The organism is Pseudomonas koreensis (assembly GCF_025447595.1).
Lineage (GTDB): Bacteria > Pseudomonadota > Gammaproteobacteria > Pseudomonadales > Pseudomonadaceae > Aquipseudomonas > Aquipseudomonas koreensis_H.
The window spans coordinates 1-19322 of the sequence record NZ_JAOEJU010000007.1; the positions used below are offsets into that span (position 1 = coordinate 1).

Genomic DNA, 19322 nt, shown 5'->3' on the forward strand with positions numbered 1-19322 from the left:
CGCCACAGTAAAGGCTCGAACCGCAGATTCTGGTTGTGCTCCATTCAAAGCCTTGGCCTTGATGCTATAGGCGGTGGGACTCAGGCCGGTCAGTGTTTTGGTCCATTCCCCCTTACTGTCGACAGGGGTGTCGGGAGCGATGGGCGTGGTGTCGTTGTAGATCTGCACACGTTGGTTGGCGTCGGCAGTACCGGTGATGGTCACGCTGTTGTAGAACGTGATGCCGCCGGGCAGCACTTCGCCCAGGGAATCGGTGATGGATTTAATGAGCGGAGGCGAAGCAGCCGCCACAGTAAAGGCTCGAACCGCAGATTCCGGTTGCGTACCGTACAAAGCCTTGGCCTTGATGCTATGGGCGGTGGCACTCAGGCCGGTCAGTGTTTTGGTCCATTCCCCTTTACTGTCGACAGGGGTGTCGGGAGCGATGGGCGTTGCGCCGTTGTAGATCTGCACACGTTGGTTGGCGTCGGCGGTACCGGTGATGGTCACGCTGTTGTAGAACGTGATGCCGCCGGGCTGCACTTCGCCCAAGGAATCGGTGATGGATTTAATGAGCGGAGGCGAAGCAACCGCCACAGTAAAGGCTCGAACTGCAGATTCCGGTTGCGGACCATACAAAGCCTTGACCTTGATGCTATGGGCGGTGGCACTCAGGCCGGTCAGTGTTTTGGTCCATTCCCCTTTACTGTCGACAGGGGTGTCGGGAGCGATGGGCGTTGCGCCGTTGTAGATCTGCACACGTTGGTTGGCGTAAGCGGTACCGGTGATGGTCACGCTGTTAAAGAACGTGATGCCGCCGGGCTGCACTTCGCCCAAGGAATCGGTGATGGACTTAATAAGCGGAGGCGAAGCAACCGCCACAGTAAAGGCTCGAACCGCAGATTCTGGTTGTGCTCCATTCAAAGCCTTGGCCTTGATGCTATAGGCGGTGGCACTCAGGCCGGTCAGTGTTTTGGTCCATTCCCCTTTACTGTCGACAGGGGTGTCGGGAGCGATGGGCGTGGTGTCGTTGTAGATCTGCACACGTTGGTTGGCGTCGGCGGTACCGGTGATGGTCACGCTGTTAAAGAACGTGATGCCGCCGGGCTGCACTTCGCCCAGGGAATCGATGATGGATTTAATGAGCGGAGGCGAAGCAGCCGTCACAGTAAAGGCTCGAATTGCAGACTCGAGTTGGTCGCCATAAGTTGCCTTGGCTTTAAGTGCGTAAATTTTCAGGCTCAGATTCGATAGCTTGGTACTTCCATCGCCATTTATATCCAGAGGTATTGGGCTTCCAATCGCCGTAATTCCGTCGTAAAGCTGCACAGTCTGGTTACTATCCGCGTGAACCGACACCGTGACCTCTGTGAAATAGGTCGTGTCGTTGTCATCAACCGGGCCGCTCGCGTCCGTAACGGCTGTAATGCTTGGCTTCGTAGCCACTGCAATTGTGAAGGTTCGAGGCTTGCTGACTTTGTCATCGGCGTCGTATTGGGCAATTGCCTCTACCTGGTGCAAACCCTCAATCAAATCCACCGTCAGTGTCCATTTGCTGCTGGCATCCACCGTGGGCACGCCTTTGGATACACCATTGATCTGGATATCGACTTTCTCGGCCCGAGTAGCTGTCCCTTCGATCGTCAAACGCTTGTCGTATGTCTGACCCGCTTCGGGAATGACCGCACCCAATTCCGTTTTCACAGTGGTGATGACGGGCGTGACGTACTCGTAGTGCTGGCGGATGACCAACAGCAGTTTCGGGAAAACGATGGCGGCATCTTCATCCGTGCTGTTATCGAAAATGACCTTGCAAACCACGGTGGCGTTGGAGCCGTGCAGCAGCTTCAGCAATTCCGTTTTGAGCAGGGTTTGATTCAACCCTTGAGTGAGCTGTGTTGAGTTCACTTCATGTGCGGTGAGCAGATCGATTCGATAGCCGCCCGTGCTGGCCTGCCCTTCGATATACAGCCAGACCAACTGCTTGAGGGCAATGAAAGGCCATGCCTTGATCAGAACGTTCGCGTTCCCTGTGAGCTCCATTACCAGCAGCTCACCTGCCTTCGCTTCTGGAACCTCGGGTCGCGGCAGTTCCGTTTCTGGATTCTGGAAGTTGAGAACCTTCAGCGGGAGGATTTCCGAGGGGGTCCACAAACCATAGCGCTGAACGTCGTAATTGACCGCTACCTCGCGGTCGATGTTGGCCCCGACAAAGGAGCGCGGCAGATGAAACCTCACGGTGCCGGTGGCCTCGGCAGGTTTCTCAAGGTCTTCCGAAGTCCCTGCGCCTGGCGTGCCCCGCCATTTCAATCCGAGTTTGTCGAGCAGGGCGTCCATGGACGCGTAGCTGCAATCGATATCCACGCCATTGATGGCGTGCATCGGGTTCAGACTGCCACCGGGGGCCTGGACGACCGTAGGCGGCAGTAATCTGCCTAGTGGAATGCCGACCAGCACCTCAAGAGGCTCTGAATAGCTGTATTTCCCGGTGGCCGCGTGCAGCAGTGTGTAGTTGACGGTCACGTAGTAGCCGATATTGGCCGAGACATATTGTTTGTCCACCCGAAATCGTACCGGTTGGCCAACTGTCGCCAACGTGATCGGTACGCTTCCGGATGTACTGCCGTAAAGGTTGATCCCGATCCAGTGGTAGGTGAGCGTATCGCCCCTGACCCAACTCACCGGTTTGACCAGCACATGAACCAGCTTGTCAGTTTGCGAGGGGTCGAGAATGTCATCCGGTGCCTCTTCAACCTTGGGGGCCGGAAGTGTTGCCTGCCATGATCCCACGTTGACCCGCAGAAACTCGGACTCGCTGGTTCCGTACTGGCCGGTAGCGTCGTTGAATACTCGGTACTGAAGTTTGAGACTGCCGTTTTCCAACGCTTTGACGTGCTCGCCCATGACGTAAATCGTCACCTCGCCGGCCTTCTGCTCTTCGCCCGATACGGTGTGTTCTTCTTCATGCAGGTAATCATCACCGTTGGATTTTTTACCTAGCCAGATCAGTGTCAGGAAATCGCCATTTTTGATGGCTGGGTATCTGATGACCACCGATGCCGCTTGTATCAGTGCGGGCAAAATATTCCCGACCACTTCGCTGATGGTAGGTGCCGGCAGTAATGAGGGGTTGCCGATTACGGTGGCAAAGGTGCGTTTTGAATAAAGCGTCGGGCTGCCGTCCTGCTTGCGCAATGCATAGGAGGCGTCGAGGGTGCCCTGGGCGAAGAGTTTCACGAACTCGTAGGCAAGCGGGATTTCATGAATATAAGGCGGGTTACGGACTATGGCTTCAACGGTAAACGTTTGAGGTGGCCTGCCGGGAATCGGCGTGCCGACCGCTGTGATCAGGAGCGTGTCACCGGCGGTGAAGACGTCGTTGGGTTTGATCAGGATCTGCAAGGTGACAGGGTTGGCGTCCAGGTCCGCAAGAATGATTTTCCCGTCATCCGCTTCCTTGATGATGAGGGCATCGAGGCGTGATACTCCGGCATCGACCTGCACGGAAGTGGCTTCTGACCACTTCTCGCTCCAGTTGTAAACGAGATCACAAGCGTCGTAATGGATCTTCATCGCGGCGCTGTCACCCGCTGTGAGGATATCTTCAGGCCGGGCCATGACAATGATTTCGGCAGTACCATCCACTTCTGCCTGCGTCAGCACATGGGGCAGAAGAAACACACTGCCCCACATTGCGAGGATGATGTCGCCCACTGCCATTTTCGGATAAGGCGTAATGGTCATCGGCACGCCCTTGTCGGCCCACTCCTTGGTCACGCCATTATCGATGACATCCTGCGGTAGCCCGACCTTTTTCAGCTCTGAGTGCCAAGGCTCGAAAGGACGCTTGTCGGGGCCGGCCGGGTCGTCGATTTCCAGCAACAGCGTCAATGTGGCCGATGGGTCGTCGGGTACGGTTTCGCCTGCCCGGGTCAACACGTAGTGGCAGGTGAAAAGACCCGGTAGAAGCCCGCCCTTGGGTACGAAGAAGAACCATCGCTGATTGAGGTGCTCATCCTTGACCTTGAGTTCGGCGACCTTTTTGTCATTCAGGATGACTTCCAGCAGGTCACCAATCGCCATTCCCTGATAAGGATCGATAACGACAAACAGCCCTGTATCGAACGCTTCATACGCGTTTTTGTTGATCCCCCCGTCAGCACCCGGCACCGGGATGACCATGTCGGCGAAGTAGGGTGGGAACAATCCCGAAAGGGGCGCTAGCAATTCATCAGGATGGGGGAACAAGGACCGGCGGAAAGTGAACATGGTCAACTCCATCCGAAGCGGGATGCCAGTGGCGTCAAGGATTCCCGGGCAAGAACGAGCACTTGGACGTTCGAGCTGTGGATCAGGGGCTGAAATGATTTATGGCGTGAAGCGAGGGGGTTGGCTACTGTCAGAAATTACAGGTGGACGGGGGTTTTCGATGAACGGTTCGTTGATCTGAAGAGCTTGAGAGCAGGGTGAGATCAGGGTTTGTGCAACGTCTTCTGCCGCAAGATATAAACCGTCACCAACACCGCACTGGTCAACATGAACCCCCGCGCCCAAGGCAGCGGCACCAGGTAACACGAAAACAGAATGCTCGCCCACATCAGCCCGATCGCGTAGACCTTGCCCTTGAGCGGTATGCCGTTGCCATCAAGATAGTCACGGATCCATGGCCCGAGCCGGGGGTGCTCGACCAGCCATTGATAGAAACGCGGAGAGCTGCGGGCGAAGCAGGCGGCAGCCAGCAGCAGGAAGGGAGTAGTGGGGAGAACAGGCAGGAAAATCCCGATCACCCCCAATGCCACGCTCAGCCAGCCGATGGCCAGCAGGATGTAGCGCAACATCAGGGGACGGTTGCCTATGGGGTTGTCCATAGGCCGGATCTTAGTGGTGACGTGGCTTGAGGATTGCCGGTTTTTCGTCAGGTGCCTGGCACAGCAGGTACAGCGCGGTCAGGGCTTCCGGAATCTGCACGATCATGTCGTCCATCAGGTTGGCATCTTTTGCGATGTCTTCGAACTCGGGCTGTTCGTCGAACAGGCCCGAACCGACCATGATCGGCAGGAGCATTTCGCTGACTTCTTCTTCGGCGGTTTCGAACCAGGCTGCTTCGCGCAGGAACACGCCTTCCATGAAGCCGATGCACCAGCCGCGCAGTTCGGAATCGTCCGGCTCGTCGCCCAGGTCCAGTTCGCATGGCAGCTCGAATTCTTCATCCGACGCCAGTTGGCGAGCGATGTGGGCTTTCAGGCCGATCAGCGTGGCTTCGATCTCTTCACGCTGGGCTTCGCTGCTGTAATGCGGCTCTTCGGCGAACAGGGCGTCGATCCACTCACGATCCGGCACCACGTCGGCGCAGATCGACAGCGCGGTCAGATAACCGTGAGCGGCCACGTAGTCCAGCGCCTCTTCATGCAGCTCGTCGGCGTCGAGGAAGACTTGCAGGCGGGTTAGTTGCTCGGCGAAGGACATTAAAGGGCTACCTTGGGGGAATAAACAATGCGGGAATTCTAGGCCTTCTTGAGCCCTCAAGCCAGCCGCACGGCAGATTTGCCCGAATTACAGGACTTACTGGACAACAGGAATAACCCTGTGGGAGCGAGCCTGCTCGCGAAGGCGGTGCATCAGGCACTTTTGCATCGACTGACGCGCCGCTTTCGCGAGCAGGCTCGCTCCCACAAGGGATTTGTTGCGTGGCAGGTTTATCAGTGTCTTATCAGCGGTGCCCTTTGCCGGGGAGGGCTCGGGTATACTGCCGCGCTTTGCGATCCCTGCCGGTGTCGCGGCTGAATGTGTACGGCGTCATGCAATGCGCCCTTACGTTTTGTTTAAAGCAGCCTCGGCTGTCTTGAACCAGCCTGTGCAGGGATGTTTCGGTGGATTTTTGGAGTTTTTATGCTCGAACAGGCTCAACGCGTCCTCAAGGACATCTTCGGCTACGACAGTTTCCGTGGCCGTCAGGGTGCAATCATTGAGCGCGTGGCCAGTGGCGGTGATGCCCTTGTGCTGATGCCGACCGGCGGCGGCAAGTCGCTGTGCTTCCAGGTCCCGGCGCTGCTGCGCGATGGCCTGGCGGTGGTGGTGTCGCCGCTGATCGCGCTGATGGACGATCAGGTTGCCACCCTCGAAGAGCTGGGCGTGGCAGCCGCCGCGTTGAACTCCACCCTTAGTGCCGAACAACAGCGCGATCTCGCCAACCGGATCAAGCGCGGCGAAGTGAAGATGCTCTATCTGGCGCCGGAGCGTCTGGTGCAGCCGCGCATGCTGTCGTTCCTGCAGGGCTTGAACATCGCACTGTTCGCCATCGACGAAGCACACTGCGTGTCGCAATGGGGCCATGACTTCCGCCCGGAATACCTGCAACTGGGGCAGTTGGCGGAAATGTTCCCCGACGTGCCGCGCATCGCCCTGACCGCCACCGCCGACAAGCGTACCCGCGAAGAAATCGTCACCCGCCTGCATTTGCAGAATGCCGAGCGTTTCCTGTCGAGTTTCGATCGGCCGAACATTTTCTACCGCATCGTGCCCAAGGAGCAGCCGCGCAAGCAGTTGTTGGCGTTCCTTGCCGAGCGGCGCAGCGACGCCGGCATCGTCTACTGCCTGTCGCGCAAGAAGGTGGAAGAGGTGGCCGCGTTTCTCACCGAGCAGGGCTTCCCGGCGCTGCCGTACCACGCCGGTCTGCCCAATGATTTGCGCGCCTATCACCAGAAGCGCTTCCTCAACGAGGAAGGCCTGATCATGGTCGCCACCGTGGCGTTCGGCATGGGCATCGACAAACCCAACGTGCGCTTCGTCGCTCACCTCGACCTGCCGAAATCCCTTGAGGCGTATTACCAGGAAACCGGACGCGGTGGCCGTGATGGCCTGCCGGCGGACGCGTGGATGGCCTACGGTCTGCAGGACGTGGTGATGCTCAAGCAGATGCTGCAGAACTCCGAAGGCGACGAGCGCCACAAGCGTCTGGAGCAGCACAAGCTCGACGCCATGCTCTCGCTCTGCGAAGAAACCCGCTGCCGCCGTCAGGCGCTGCTGGCGTATTTTGATGAAGACATGCCCGAGCCGTGCGGCCATTGCGACAACTGCACCGACGGCGTGCAGACCTGGGACGCCACCGAGCCTGCGCGTCAGGCGCTGTCGGCGATCTATCGCACCGGCCAGCGTTACGGCGTCGGTCATCTGGTGGACGTATTGCTGGGCAAGGACAACGAAAAGGTCCGCAGCTTCGGCCATCAACACTTGTCGGTGTACGGCGTCGGCAAGGCGTTGAGCGAGAGCGAATGGCGCTCGCTGTTTCGCCAGTTGGTTGCTCGCGGTCTGGCCGATGTCGATCACGAAGGCTACGGCGGGCTGCGTCTGAGCGATACCTGCCGGCCGCTGCTCAAGGGCGAAGTGAGCCTGGAGTTGCGCCGCGACCTTAAGCCGCAAGTCAGCGCCAAGAGCGGCAGCAAGAGCCCGGCCAGCCAACTGGTGCGAGGTGAAGAGCGCGAGCAGTGGGAAGCGTTGCGTGCCCTGCGGCGCAAACTGGCGGAAGAACACGGCGTGCCGCCTTATGTCATTTTCCCCGACTCGACCCTGCTGGAAATGCTCCGCAGCCAGCCGACCTCGCTGGCGGACATGGCCCGGGTCAGCGGCGTCGGCGCGCGCAAGCTGGAGCGTTACGGCGAGGCCTTCCTCGAAGTGCTCGGCGGCGAGGCCGAGGCGCCGAAAGTGGTGGCCGACGTGCGCCACGAACTGATCACCCTGGCCCGCGCCGGGATGACGCCGTTGCAGATCTCCGGTCAGTTGCAATGCACGGAAAAGAACGTCTACACCATGCTCGCCGAAGCCATCGGCAAGCAGCAGCTCTCGCTGGAACAGGCGCTGGATTTGCCGGAAGACCTGATGGGCGAAGTCCAGGACGCGTTCCTCGACGGCGAAGGCGAATTACCGTCGGTCGCCGAAGTGGCCGAGCTGTTTGCCGGTCGTGTTCCGGAAGGCGTGCTGTATTGCGTGCGGGCTGCGCTGCAATCCGAGTTTGAAATGTAAGAGGGCGTTTGTGCCAACCGTTATACGGTTGTAACGATTCAGTACAGGACGCCTCTTGCCTATAGGCAAATGTCATGCTTAGCTGACTAATAATTAGTTTTTCTCTATTTGTTCAGTCTAATCATGAGTGTTTTATGCCGTTAACCGATCAACACCGTTTTGGCATGCAATTGGCCCAGATGTCCCGTGGCTGGCGTGCCGAACTGGATCGCCGGCTGGCTGGCCTGGGTTTGTCCCAGGCCCGCTGGCTTGTCCTGCTTCATCTGGCTCGCTTCGAAGAGGCACCGACCCAACGAGAGCTGGCGCAAAGTGTCGGCGTCGAAGGGCCGACACTGGCCCGCCTGCTCGACAGCCTGGAAAGCCAGGGCCTGGTGCAACGCCAGTCCGTGATGGAAGACCGCCGGGCGAAAAAAATCGTGTTGTGCGCACCGGCCCTCCCGCTGATCGAACAGATTGAAACCATCGCCACGCAATTGCGCAAAGAATTGTTCGAAGGCATCGATGAGGCGGACATGAAGGTCTGCATGCGGGTTCACGGGCACATTCTGGCCAACCTGGAAAAGTCTTGAGGCATAACGGCGTGCCGATTCTTTGAGAGATCACGCTGGGCAGACTATAAGAACTACTGGGCAATATCGTGTTCGTACCGGATGTGCGAACGCATAGAAGTCGGTTTTGCTTATTTAAGGGATGCTCATGCTCGGAAGTCGGCACGTAGTACTGCGTTGCGCCAACTCGCTGCTGGTGGTCGGTGTTTTCGCCTGGTCTACCGCGTCATTGGCGCTGGGGCTTGGTGATATCACCGTGCACTCAGCCCTCAATCAGCCACTCAAGGCCGACATCGCCCTGGTGGACGTTGCAGGCCTCAATGAAAGCGAACTCAAGGTCAGCCTTGCCACGGCGGACGAGTTCGGCCGTGCCGGCGTCGAGCGCGTGTTCTTCCTCAATGACCTCAAGTTCACCCCGATCCTGCGTGGCAATCGCAACCTGATCCGGGTGACTTCCACCAAACCGGTCAACGAACCCTTTCTGAATTTCCTCGTGCAGCTCGATCAGCCCAACGGCCATCTGCTGCGCGAATACACAGTGCTGATCGACCCGCCGGGCTCACCGGGGATTGTCCCGGCTACCGACGAGCCAACTGCGCGTGCGCAATCGTCGGAGTTCCCGACCCCTGAAGCTCCCACCGCAACCACGCCGGCCATACCTGCAGCGCCTGTGCAGCCACCGGCTCCGGTCGTTGACGCGCAGGCCGAGCAACTGGCGGCGAGTCTTGTGCAGAACCAGCAACTGCAAAAAACCATCGATGAATTGAACGTGAAGCTTCAGGCGCAGGAGGTGCTGATCGCTGACGGCAAGAAACAGCTCGGTGATTTGCAGGCACGTCTGATTGAAGTGCAACAGGCGCCTCCGGCACCGGTAGCCCCCGAGGCGCCTGCGCCGGTGATTGCCCCGGTAGAGTCTCAGGAGGATTCACTCAACTGGCCGCTGCTCGGCGGATTGCTGCTGGTAGTGGGATTGCTGGTGGCGGGGCTGTACGTGCGCCGGCAACGCCAGCAGGCGCAAGAGGTTAATGAGCCGACGCCGATCCTGCCGGAACGTAATGAATCCCCGGTCTACGACGCCGAACCGATGCAGCCGAGTACCGTTCACAGTGCCGTCGAGCATCGTGAGGAACACGCCAACGGCGATGTGCTGGAAGCGGTCGGCATATACCTGGCCTACGGACGAATGGGTGAGGCCGCCGGTTTGTTGCGCGATGCGTTGCAGCGGGAACCGGAGCGTATCGATCTTGGTATGCAGTTGCTGGAAGTGCTGGGACGTCAGGGCGACACGCCGGCCTTCGACCAGCAGGAAAGCCACCTGCGCCAGCTTGGGGTCGAGGATCAGCGCTTGCAGGAGGTTCGCGCCCGCTATCCGAAACTGGTCAGCGCCGCGCCTTTGGTGGCCACGGCTCCGGTGATTGCCACGCTGCCGATCGACCCCGCAATGCCTATGGAGCCGGTAGCCGAAGACAATTTCGAACTGAACCTGGATCAGCTCTCGATGGCCTCCAGTTGGGATCTTGAGGAAACGCGCCCGGCCACCGCCGCATCTGAACAGGCGGCATCAACGCTCGGCTCCGATCTACAGGTTTTGCCACAGGATTTCGAATTGCCGGAGGAAACTCTTCCCGACGACTCGCAAGCCACCGAACTGGAATGGATCGCCGAACCCGAAATGCAGTCGCTGGACGAGGATTTCCTCAACGAGTTTGGTGATCCCGGTTCGTCGCTCTCGCTGGAACCACTGGAGCTGAATGCCCCGGAACTGGAACCCGAACCCTCAGGCGCCGCCAACGCCGGCAAGCTCGAACAGGCCCAGACCTGCATCGACGACGGCGATCTCGACAGCGCCATTGCCTTGCTCAACGAACTGCTCAAAGAGGCTGACGAACCCCTCAAGCAAACCGCGCGCACGCTGTTGGCGGGGATCCGCTGACCGCTGTCAGAAGGTCTGGCCGAGGTTCAGGTACACCGCCTGTTCATCCGCATCGTTCAGGCCATAACTGAAGTTCAGCGGCCCCAGCGGCGTATCGAAGCCGATGAACACGCTGGCGGCGTTGATGTAGCCACTGTCGAACTCGTTGTCATTGTTCCAGGCCCGGCCGCGTTCCAGCGAGGCGCCGGCGTACAGCGGGAAGTCCAGCGGCAGGTACGAGCGCGGCGTGAGGCGGCGGTAATACACGGCGCGCATCAGGCTCACGTTCTGCCCGGAAATCGCGTCCTCGCGGAAACCGGACAATTGCCGCGCGCCGCCGAGCAGGAAACTGGAGGTCACGACGTTGGCATCGTCCAGCGTGCGGCCGTAACGACCGCCGAGAATCAGCGTGTCCGGGCCACTGCTCATGGCCTTGTCCAGTTTGAATTCCCACTGTCGGTAGCGCGTGTCGGAACCCAGGCTCGGTTCGAACTGCACCAGCGTCAGGCCGATATCTTCGCCTTCGTGGGGGTAGTAGACGTTGTCCAGCGAGTCGAACGAATACTTCAGCGCATAGAAGCCTTCGTTGAAGTTTTCGCTCGGCAGGTCTTGATCGCCGATCCGCACATCCGCCTTGCCCCACGCCTCGCCGACCCCGAAGCGCACTTCGCCGCTGTTGCCGATCTGCCGGCCAAAATTGAGGCCGAAGCCGTAGCGCTCGACGCGATACTGGGCGATGGGATCGTTGTCCAGAACCGAATCGACGTTCTGCGCGGCAAACGATGCGTAAGGTGCAACAAAGTACCGAGAACCCACATCCAGCGGCTGATAGAACTCGCTGTACAACTCTTGTTTATCGCCGATCTGTGCCCGGGTCAGCCATTCCGCGCCGAGGCGGTTGATGCCGTTCATGCGGTAACTGGCGCCGAGATTGAAGGCGCTGTCGCCGCGCATATCGTCCGACAGGTTGAGGCCGACCCGCAGATAGTCGGTGCCGGTGCGCTTGCCTCGCGCGCTGATCACCAGCGTGTGATCCTGGCCCTTGTGCACCACGCGGTATTGCACCTGCTCGAAGTAATCGAGGCCGTACAGCGTGCCCATGTCGGTTTGCAGACGCCCGAGATCCAGTGGTTCGCCGATGTGCTGGCGGATGTAGTAGCGGATCACGTCATCGCCGACTTTCGAGTCGTTCTCGACCTTGATCGCCGTGATGATCGGCGTGCGCTGGCCTGGTGCGCGCGCGGCGTTGAGTTCGGCGTCCTGCGAATGCGCGGGTTTGAGGCGGGCGAGGCGCACGTCCAGGGCTTTGGTCGCGCGGTAGCCGGCGTCGATCATCTCCTGGCCTCGACCGAAGTCGGTGGCGCCGAAGCTGGCCAGCGGCGGCTGGATCAGCACGTCATCGGGATGCAAGGACGCCAGTTGCTCTTCGGAATTGCGCCGGGTCATCAGGGTGATCGACTGGTTCAGCACATCGACCACGGTCACCAGTTGCTTGCGGTTGCGCAGCGGGGTGCCGATGTCGACCACGATGGCCACGTCGACGCCCATTTCCCGGGCCACATCGAGAGGAATGTTGTCGGTCATGCCGCCATCCACCAGCAGACGGCCATCGAGTTCGACCGGAGCGAACACCGCCGGGATCGACATGCTGGCGCGGATCACCTGCGGCAGGTGACCCTTGCGGAACACCACTTTTTCGCCGTTGGCGATATCCGTGGTCACGGCGCGGAACGGAATCGGCAGCTTGTCGAAATCCCGGGTGTCGCTGGTGTGGGCCAACAGGCTTTCCAGCAGCAGCGCGAGGTTCTGGCCCTGAATCACGCCCAATGGCAGGCCGAGGCTGCCGTCATCGCGAAAGCTCAGTTTCTGTTTCACCAGAAAATCGCGGTCATCCTGCTTGCGCCGGAACGGCACGTCTTCACGGGGAGGGGCGTCGGACAATGCCTGCTGCCAGTCGATGGTCAGGGCGAGTTTTTCCAGCTCGTCGATCTTGTAACCCGAGGCGTACAGCCCGCCGACCACTGCGCCCATGCTGGTGCCGGCAATCGCATCGATCTTGATGCCTTGCTCTTCCAGAGCCTTGAGCACTCCGATGTGCGCCAGCCCACGGGCCGCGCCGCCGGACAGCACCAGGCCGACTTTCGGGCGTGTGGCCTCACTGGCGTGGACGCTGACACCAGCGAACAGGGGTAGGAAACCAAGCAACAGGCAGATCAGAAGACGACGCATCGTGAGTCTCGGGGCGAGCGATAAAGCCGGCTATTATAGCGGCGCCCTCTGGCTCAGGAGTTTCAGCGATCATGACCGCTACAAAACCGGAAATCGTCATCACCTATTGCACACAATGCCAGTGGCTGTTGCGCGCCGCATGGCTGGCGCAGGAGCTGCTCAGCACCTTCGGCGACGATTTAGGCAAAGTGTCACTGGTGCCGGGCACCGGCGGGATATTTCACATTACCTGCAACGACGTGCAGATCTGGGAACGCAAGGCCGACGGCGGCTTCCCCGAGGCCAAGGTGCTCAAGCAGCGAGTACGCGACCAGATCGACCCTGACCGCGACTTGGGCCACAACGATCGTACTCAGTGAGAGGCTGCCTCAGCCGCGACGGTTTTCTTGTCGTTGCTGCCTGACATCCGGCTCGACACCACGATCGCTACGATGATCAGCGCGCCGCCGATCAGCATGCGCAGAGTCGGATCTTCATCGAACAGCAGCCAGGCCACGGTAATCCCGTACACCGGCTCCATGGCGAACACGACTGCGGCGGTGCGCGCCTTGATCACCGCGAGGCTGGCGACGAACAGGCTGTGGGCGACGCCGGTGCAGAACACTCCGAGCAGACCGATCCACAACCAGTCGATGGCGCGCACTTCGCTCAGTTGCGGTGCCGCCACCGGCAGCAGACACAACGCCACCACCACGTTCTGGCACAGCGCCGCCTGCACCGCCGGGATGCGCCCGGAGCTGGCGCGGTTGGTCAGGGACAGCAACGAAAACAACAGACCGGAAAGAATCGCCCAGAGCAGGCCGGTGGTCGCGCCGCTGGCCAGATCGAACGCTGGCGTCACCAGCACCAGCCCGATGCTGACCAGCGCGACCAGTACGATTTCATTGGCGCGGATGCGTTCGCGAAAGATCAGCCCTTCGAGGATCACCGTGAAGGCCGGGAAACTGGCGAAGCCCAAGGTCGCAATGGCGACGCCCGCGACCTTGACCGCAATGAAGAAACTCACCCAGTGCCCGGCCAGCAGCACGCCGCTCAGGGCCAGTCGCCGCCAGTCCACGGCTTGCAGTTTCTGCCAGCCACCCTGTTGAGCGAAGCGGGCGAAAAACGCCAGGGCCAGCACGGCAAACGCGGCGCGTCCGAACACGATGACGGCGGGCGTTGCAGCCGCGAGTTTGCCGAAGACGCCGGTCAGGCCGAACATCAGTGCGCCGATATGCAGGGCGCCGAGGGCGGTACGGGGAGTCATTGCAGTCCTTTTTTCCGAACACCATTACAGGCACACATTGAAGCGTGTCGCGGTGCAAAAGTCTGTCGGCAGGCTATCGACTTTTGTCGTCAGCCTCGCGTCGCAATTGTGTAGGAGAGGTGCCGAACTCACGCAGGACAGCGGCCGAAAACGCGCTTTGCGAGTTGTAGCCGACACGGCTGGCCACTTCACCGATGGGCAGCGTGGTGTTGCGCAACAGTGCCACGGCTTTATGCAGCCGGCGACTGCGAATGTAGTCCATCGGCGTCTGCCCGCATTCGGCGACGAATCGCGCATGCAACCGGGCGCTGGACAATCCGGCGACGCGCGCCAGATCCGCGACTTGCAGCGGATAGGCCGCGTACTGCTCGATGTGCGCATCGAGTGCCGCGTAGGGCAGGCGGCGCGCGGCGATTTCGGCGGGTGGCACGTGGTTCAGGCTCGCCAGCAGCAACACCGCGCCCTGTTGCGCTATCAACGGATCGTCCACCGGACTGTTCGCCAGCCAGTTGACCAATTGACCCTGCCCGGCATCCAGCGACAACCGGGCTGCGTTGTCCAGCAGACGTCGGCTGGCATCCGCGTGATCGCCCAGCGAGCGCGCCAGCCATTGCTCGTCCGGCACATCCAGTACCAGACAGCGACTGCCCTTGGGACTGCCGCACGCGTGATGCGCGCCGGCGGGGATCACCACGAAGCTTTGCTGCAATACCTGACTGCCGCGTCCCTCGACTTCGAAATCCAGCGCGCCGGACAGGCCGAACACCAGTTGCGCGTGGTCGTGGCTGTGGGCGATCAGGTCGTGGCTGTAATGGCGCAGGGTCAGGATCGGTTGCATGGCGGTCTCCGGGCGAGCCGCCAGTCTACACCGGCGCAGGGCCGGCGCGTTTGTCACACGACTGACGCACGCCTGTCATGGTCGATTAACCGGGCGCGCGCACAGTGGCGAAAACATCGCAGAGGGTTGCCCATGACCAGCGCCGAGCTCGCCAGACCCAGTCGTAAACAACGGGTTCGCACCCTGTGGATCTCCGACGTGCACCTGGGCACGCGGGATTGCCAGGCCGAGCATCTGTCGCAATTTCTCAAGGGCTACCACGCCGACAAAATCTACCTGGTCGGTGACATCATCGACGGCTGGAAGCTGCGCGGCGGCATGTACTGGCCCCAGGCGCACACCAACGTGATCCGCCGTTTGCTGACCATGAGCAAGCGCGGCACCGAGGTGATCTACGTCACCGGCAACCATGACGAATTCCTGCGCCGCTATTCAAAACTGATTCTGGGCAACATCCAGCTGGTCGACGAGGCGGTGCACGTCACCGCCGATGGCCGGCATCTGCTGGTGATTCACGGTGACCAGTTCGACGTGATCACCCGCTATCACCGCTGGCTCGCGTTCCTCGGCGATTCAGCCTACGAATTCACCCTGACCCTCAACCGCTGGCTCAATCACTGGCGGGCGAAATACGGTTACGGCTACTGGTCGCTGTCGGCCTATCTCAAACACAAGGTGAAGACCGCGGTCAGCTTCATCAGCGACTTCGAAGAAGCCATCGCCCACGAATGCGTGAAGCGTGAGCTGCACGGGGTGGTCTGCGGGCACATCCACCACGCCGAGATCCGCAAGGTCGGCGAGGTGGATTACCTCAATTGTGGCGACTGGGTGGAGTCATGCACGGCGCTGATCGAGCACTGGGACGGTACGATCGAGTTGTATCGCCTGGCGGATGCGCAGGCGCGGGAAGCGGAATTGAAAGCGGCGAAGGTTGCCGAACTGGCCTGAGTTCTCAAACTAACTCAGGCCGGGCTGTGCTCTTCCATCGCCGCCTTGTAGATCGAGTTTTTCGGCTGAGCAAACAGCCTTTCCATCATCGGTTCGAAGAAGCTCAGCGGCAGGGTGTCGTACTCGGGGTCGAACGCCGCCGCGTCGTATTTGGCGCAGAACTCCGCGGTCGCCAGAAATTGCGGGTGGTCACTGAATTGCTCGCGCAGGTGCCGATCCATGCCCAGGTGATGGAAGAAGTAGTAGCCCTGGAAGATCCCGTGCTTTTCCACCATCCACAGGTTCTCGGCGCTGATGAACGGCTTGAGAATGGCGGCGGCGATGTCCGGGTGATTGTAGGAGCCAAGGGTGTCGCCGATGTCGTGGAGCAGGGCGCAGACCACGTATTCCTCGTCGCGCCCGTCGCGAAAGGCGCGGGTGGCGGTTTGCAGCGAGTGGGTCAGGCGATCCACCGGGAAACCGCCGAAATCGCCTTCGAGCAGTTTCAGGTGGGCCATGATCCGGCCCGGCAACTGACGGGCGTAGGCGCTGAAATCCGCCGCGATGATCGCCCAGTCGTCCTGTGTGCCGTCCTTCATGTGGGTGAAACGGGCAGTGGCATTCATCGGCAGTCCTCTTGGTCGGAATTTCTAGAACGGCACGCGGCCCAGGATCATGTCGCGGTACATGACGAAGTCGCCGAGCAGGCTGTAGAACGGGTGCTGGAAGGTGGCCGGGCGGTTTTTCTCGAAAAAGAAGTGGCCGACCCAGGCAAAGCTGTAGCCGGCCAGCGGCAAGGCGAGCAACAGCAGCCAGGCGCCCTTGGCGATGGTCAGGGCGAGAATGAAGATCACCAGCGTCGTGCCGATGAAATGCAGGCGACGGCAGGTGCTGTTGCTGTGCTCGCTGAGGTAATACGGATAGAACTCGGCGAAGCTGTTGAAATGCTTGATGGTGTCCACGACTGCGATCTCTATGGTTATTGTTCTGATTGCAAGTTGTTCGGCGGGTAGCTTATTTGAGTCTAGAGTGATCAATGGCGTCGGCCAGTGACAATCGGCGCCACTTTACTATCCTTGGGAAATCGGCCGTAGTATGCGGCTCACCATGTCATCCAAGAAAAAACGCCATGAGCGAACGAACGACATCTGCAAGCTGGGCGATGGGGATTGTCAAAGCACTGGAAATGGACGGCCTGGATTGCCGGGTTTTGTTCAGACAGCTGGGGCTCGACTACGCGGCGCTGGAGGATCCGGACGCGCGTTTCCCACAGGATTCCATGACCCGACTCTGGCAACGGGCGGTCGAGCTGTCCGGCAATCCCGCCATCGGCCTGAACATGGGCAAGGTGGTGCGGCCGGCTTCGTTCCATGTCGCGGGTTATGCGCTGATGTCCAGCAATACGCTGGCGGAAGGTTTTCAGCGACTGGTGCGTTATCAGCGAATCATCGCCGAAAGTGCTGACCTGAGCTTTCGTCTGCTCGACGAAGGTTATGCGCTGATCCTGACGGTGCATGGCGATCATCTGCCGCCGACCCGTCAGAGTGCCGAAGCCTCGCTGGCCTGCGCGCTGGCACTGTGCGGTTGGCTGACCGGGCGCACGCTGCACCCGCGCAAAGTGCTGGTGCAGGGCGACGAGCCGGATGATCTTGAACCCTATAAACAGGCCTTCCATGCACCGCTGGTGTTCAACGCGCCGTATGACGCGCTGATCTTCGAACGGGCCGACATGGAAGCGCCGCTACCCACCGCCAACGAGGCGATGGCGCTGTTGCACGACCGGTTTGCCGGGGAATATCTGGCACGGTTTTCCGAAAGCCGCGTGACCCACAAGGCGCGTCAGGTGTTGTGCCGCCTGCTGCCGCAAGGCGAACCGAAGCGCGACACTGTGGCGCAGACCCTGCACCTGTCGCAACGCACCTTGCAACGACGCTTGCAGGAGGAGGGCACCAGTTTTCAGCAGTTGCTCGACGACACTCGCCGCGAACTCGCGGAGCAATACCTGGCGCAGCCGAGCATGACCCTGCTGGAGATTGCCTACCTGTTGGGGTTTGCCGATCCGAGCAATTTCTTCCGCGCTTTCCGCCGCTGGTTCGACACCACGCCCGGCGATTATCGGGCGCGGTTGCTGGAGGCGCCAAACGCGATCAGTGACGCCAGAACGCCGGAATACACAGTACAAACACCGTAATGATCTCCAGTCGGCCAAGCAGCATGCCGAACGACAGAATCCACTTGGCCGCATCCGGCAGGCTGGCGAAGTTGCCGGCCGGGCCGATGGTTTCGCCCAGGCCCGGGCCAACGCCGGACACGGTGCTGGCGGCGCCGGTCAATGCGGTCATCCAGTCCACGCCCAACAGCGACAGCAGCAGGGCGATCACGCAGATGGTGATGGCGAAGAAGAACGAGAAGGTCAGAATCGAACGGACAATTTCTTCGTCGAGGCGGTGACCGTTGTACTTCTGCTTGATCACCGCGCGCGGGTGGATCAGCTGATTAAGGTTGGCCTTGAGCAGGATGTAGGCGACCTGGAAGCGGAAAATTTTGATCCCGCCCGCCGTCGACCCGGAACAGCCGCCGACGAAGCCCAGATAAAAGAACAGCATCAGCGAGAAATTGCCCCACAGGCTGTAGTCCCCCAGCGCAAATCCGGTGGTGGTGACCACCGACGTCACGTTCAGCGCCACGTGGCGCAGCGCGTCCAGCCAATGCAGGTTGGTGGTCCACCAGTACCAGGTACCGAGCACCAGCCAGGTCACCAATAACATCCCGAGCAAACCCTGCACCTGTTGATCCTTGATCAGCGCCCGACGGTTGCCGCGCAACGTCGCCACGTACAGGGTGAACGGCAGGCTGCCGAGAATCATGATCACTACTGCGACCCAGTGCACGGCCGGTTGCGTCCACTTGGCCAGCGACTGGTCGGAGGTCGAGAACCCGCCGGTGGAAATCGCCGACATCGCGTGATTGATCGCATCGAACGGGCTCATCCCGGCCCACCAGAACGCCAGGCTGCCGAGAATGGTGATGCCGACGTACGCCGCCACGATCAGCCGCGCCACCATGTGCGAGCGGGGCATGACCTTTTCCGAGCGGTCCGAGGATTCGGTCTGGAACAGGCGCATGCCACCGATGCGCAGCAGCGGCAGGATCGCCACCGCCATGCCGATGAAGCCGATGCCGCCGATCCAGTGCAGCAGCGAGCGCCACATCAGGATGCCGGGGGACATGTCGTCCAGATGGTTGAGTACGGTCGAACCGGTGGCCGTGATGCCGGACATGCTTTCGAAGAACGAGTCGGTGTAGCTGATGTGCTGGGTCAGCAAGAACGGCAGCGCGGCGAAAATGCACACCACCAGCCAGCTGCTGACGGTCAGCAGGTACATGTCCCGGGGGCGCAGGTGAATGTGTTCCGGACGCCCCGGAATCACCAGGGCGAGGCCGGCGACGAAGGTGATCATGCTCGCCCAGAGGAACGACGGCAGATCGCCGGTGCGCTCGAAGATCAGCAGGGTGGCCATGGGTACGACCATGGCGATGGCCAGGGTGATCAGGAAGATGCCGATGATGAAACCAATGATCCGTAAGGTCGGCAACGCCATGAAGTCTGCTCGGGCTGATGTG

At 60.5% G+C, this 19322-nt stretch carries 15 protein-coding genes; 6 read left to right on the top strand and 9 right to left on the bottom strand.

The window, feature by feature from the left end; translation table 11 throughout:
- The 3 genes from N8H71_RS11220 to N8H71_RS11230 form a co-directional block, all read right to left on the bottom strand.
- Positions 1–4248, bottom strand: a 4248-nt coding sequence (locus N8H71_RS11220) for an Ig-like domain-containing protein (RefSeq protein WP_262194039.1), incomplete at its 3' end; no start/stop codon positions are given.
- 203 nt (positions 4249–4451) lie between these two features.
- Positions 4452–4847 (bottom strand): YbaN family protein, encoded by a 396-nt coding sequence (locus tag N8H71_RS11225; protein WP_262194040.1) that lies wholly within the window; start codon positions 4845–4847, stop codon positions 4452–4454.
- A gap of 10 nt (positions 4848–4857) precedes the next feature.
- The gene (locus tag N8H71_RS11230; RefSeq protein ID WP_085710385.1) at positions 4858–5445 is read right to left on the bottom strand and encodes a YecA family protein; all 588 of its coding nucleotides are present in this window, start codon (positions 5443–5445) and stop codon (positions 4858–4860) included.
- 423 nt (positions 5446–5868) lie between these two features.
- Here N8H71_RS11230 and recQ point away from each other — a divergent pair, with 423 nt between their 5' ends.
- From recQ to N8H71_RS11245, 3 genes are all read left to right on the top strand, one after another.
- Positions 5869–7998, top strand: coding sequence for a DNA helicase RecQ (recQ, locus tag N8H71_RS11235; protein ID WP_262194041.1), 2130 nt, complete (start codon positions 5869–5871; stop codon positions 7996–7998).
- 134 nt (positions 7999–8132) lie between these two features.
- Positions 8133–8567: a MarR family transcriptional regulator gene (locus N8H71_RS11240; RefSeq protein ID WP_115076960.1), complete on the top strand. Its 435-nt coding sequence runs from the start codon at positions 8133–8135 to the stop codon at positions 8565–8567.
- A gap of 127 nt (positions 8568–8694) precedes the next feature.
- Entirely contained in the window at positions 8695–10479 is a 1785-nt protein-coding gene (locus tag N8H71_RS11245) for a FimV/HubP family polar landmark protein (RefSeq protein ID WP_262194043.1), read from the top strand.
- 6 nt (positions 10480–10485) lie between these two features.
- Here N8H71_RS11245 and N8H71_RS11250 read toward each other — a convergent pair whose 3' ends face one another.
- The gene (locus N8H71_RS11250; RefSeq protein WP_262194044.1) at positions 10486–12687 is read right to left on the bottom strand and encodes a patatin-like phospholipase family protein; all 2202 of its coding nucleotides are present in this window, start codon (positions 12685–12687) and stop codon (positions 10486–10488) included.
- Between the two features lie 71 nt (positions 12688–12758).
- Here N8H71_RS11250 and N8H71_RS11255 point away from each other — a divergent pair, with 71 nt between their 5' ends.
- Positions 12759–13046 carry a SelT/SelW/SelH family protein gene (locus N8H71_RS11255; protein ID WP_262194045.1) on the top strand — a complete coding sequence of 96 codons (288 nt, stop codon included), beginning with the start codon at positions 12759–12761 and terminating at the stop codon, positions 13044–13046.
- Here the strand turns inward: N8H71_RS11255 and N8H71_RS11260 are convergent.
- Both N8H71_RS11260 and N8H71_RS11265 read right to left on the bottom strand, forming a co-directional pair.
- Positions 13040–13933, bottom strand: coding sequence for a DMT family transporter (locus tag N8H71_RS11260; RefSeq protein WP_011332994.1), 894 nt, complete (start codon positions 13931–13933; stop codon positions 13040–13042). The two genes, N8H71_RS11255 and N8H71_RS11260, sit on opposite strands and share 7 nt — an antisense overlap.
- A gap of 73 nt (positions 13934–14006) precedes the next feature.
- The gene (locus N8H71_RS11265; protein ID WP_262194046.1) at positions 14007–14771 is read right to left on the bottom strand and encodes an AraC family transcriptional regulator; all 765 of its coding nucleotides are present in this window, start codon (positions 14769–14771) and stop codon (positions 14007–14009) included.
- A 132-nt stretch (positions 14772–14903) separates the two neighbouring features.
- On the opposite strand from N8H71_RS11265, the gene N8H71_RS11270 reads away from it, so the two are divergent.
- Positions 14904–15719, top strand: coding sequence for a UDP-2,3-diacylglucosamine diphosphatase (locus tag N8H71_RS11270; RefSeq protein WP_007958385.1), 816 nt, complete (start codon positions 14904–14906; stop codon positions 15717–15719).
- Between the two features lie 14 nt (positions 15720–15733).
- Here the strand turns inward: N8H71_RS11270 and N8H71_RS11275 are convergent, their stop codons facing one another.
- Both N8H71_RS11275 and N8H71_RS11280 read right to left on the bottom strand, forming a co-directional pair.
- Positions 15734–16324 carry an HD domain-containing protein gene (locus N8H71_RS11275; RefSeq protein WP_262194047.1) on the bottom strand — a complete coding sequence of 197 codons (591 nt, stop codon included), beginning with the start codon at positions 16322–16324 and terminating at the stop codon, positions 15734–15736.
- A gap of 24 nt (positions 16325–16348) precedes the next feature.
- On the bottom strand, positions 16349–16660 hold the full coding sequence (locus N8H71_RS11280; protein WP_262194048.1) for a DUF962 domain-containing protein: 312 nt from the start codon (positions 16658–16660) through the stop codon (positions 16349–16351).
- A 167-nt stretch (positions 16661–16827) separates the two neighbouring features.
- On the opposite strand from N8H71_RS11280, the gene N8H71_RS11285 reads away from it, so the two are divergent.
- Positions 16828–17889, top strand: coding sequence for an AraC family transcriptional regulator (locus N8H71_RS11285; protein ID WP_202949245.1), 1062 nt, complete (start codon positions 16828–16830; stop codon positions 17887–17889).
- Here the strand turns inward: N8H71_RS11285 and N8H71_RS11290 are convergent.
- Positions 17846–19300 carry a TrkH family potassium uptake protein gene (locus N8H71_RS11290; protein ID WP_262194049.1) on the bottom strand — a complete coding sequence of 485 codons (1455 nt, stop codon included), beginning with the start codon at positions 19298–19300 and terminating at the stop codon, positions 17846–17848. The two genes, N8H71_RS11285 and N8H71_RS11290, sit on opposite strands and share 44 nt — an antisense overlap.
- Positions 19301–19322 lie beyond the last annotated feature (22 nt).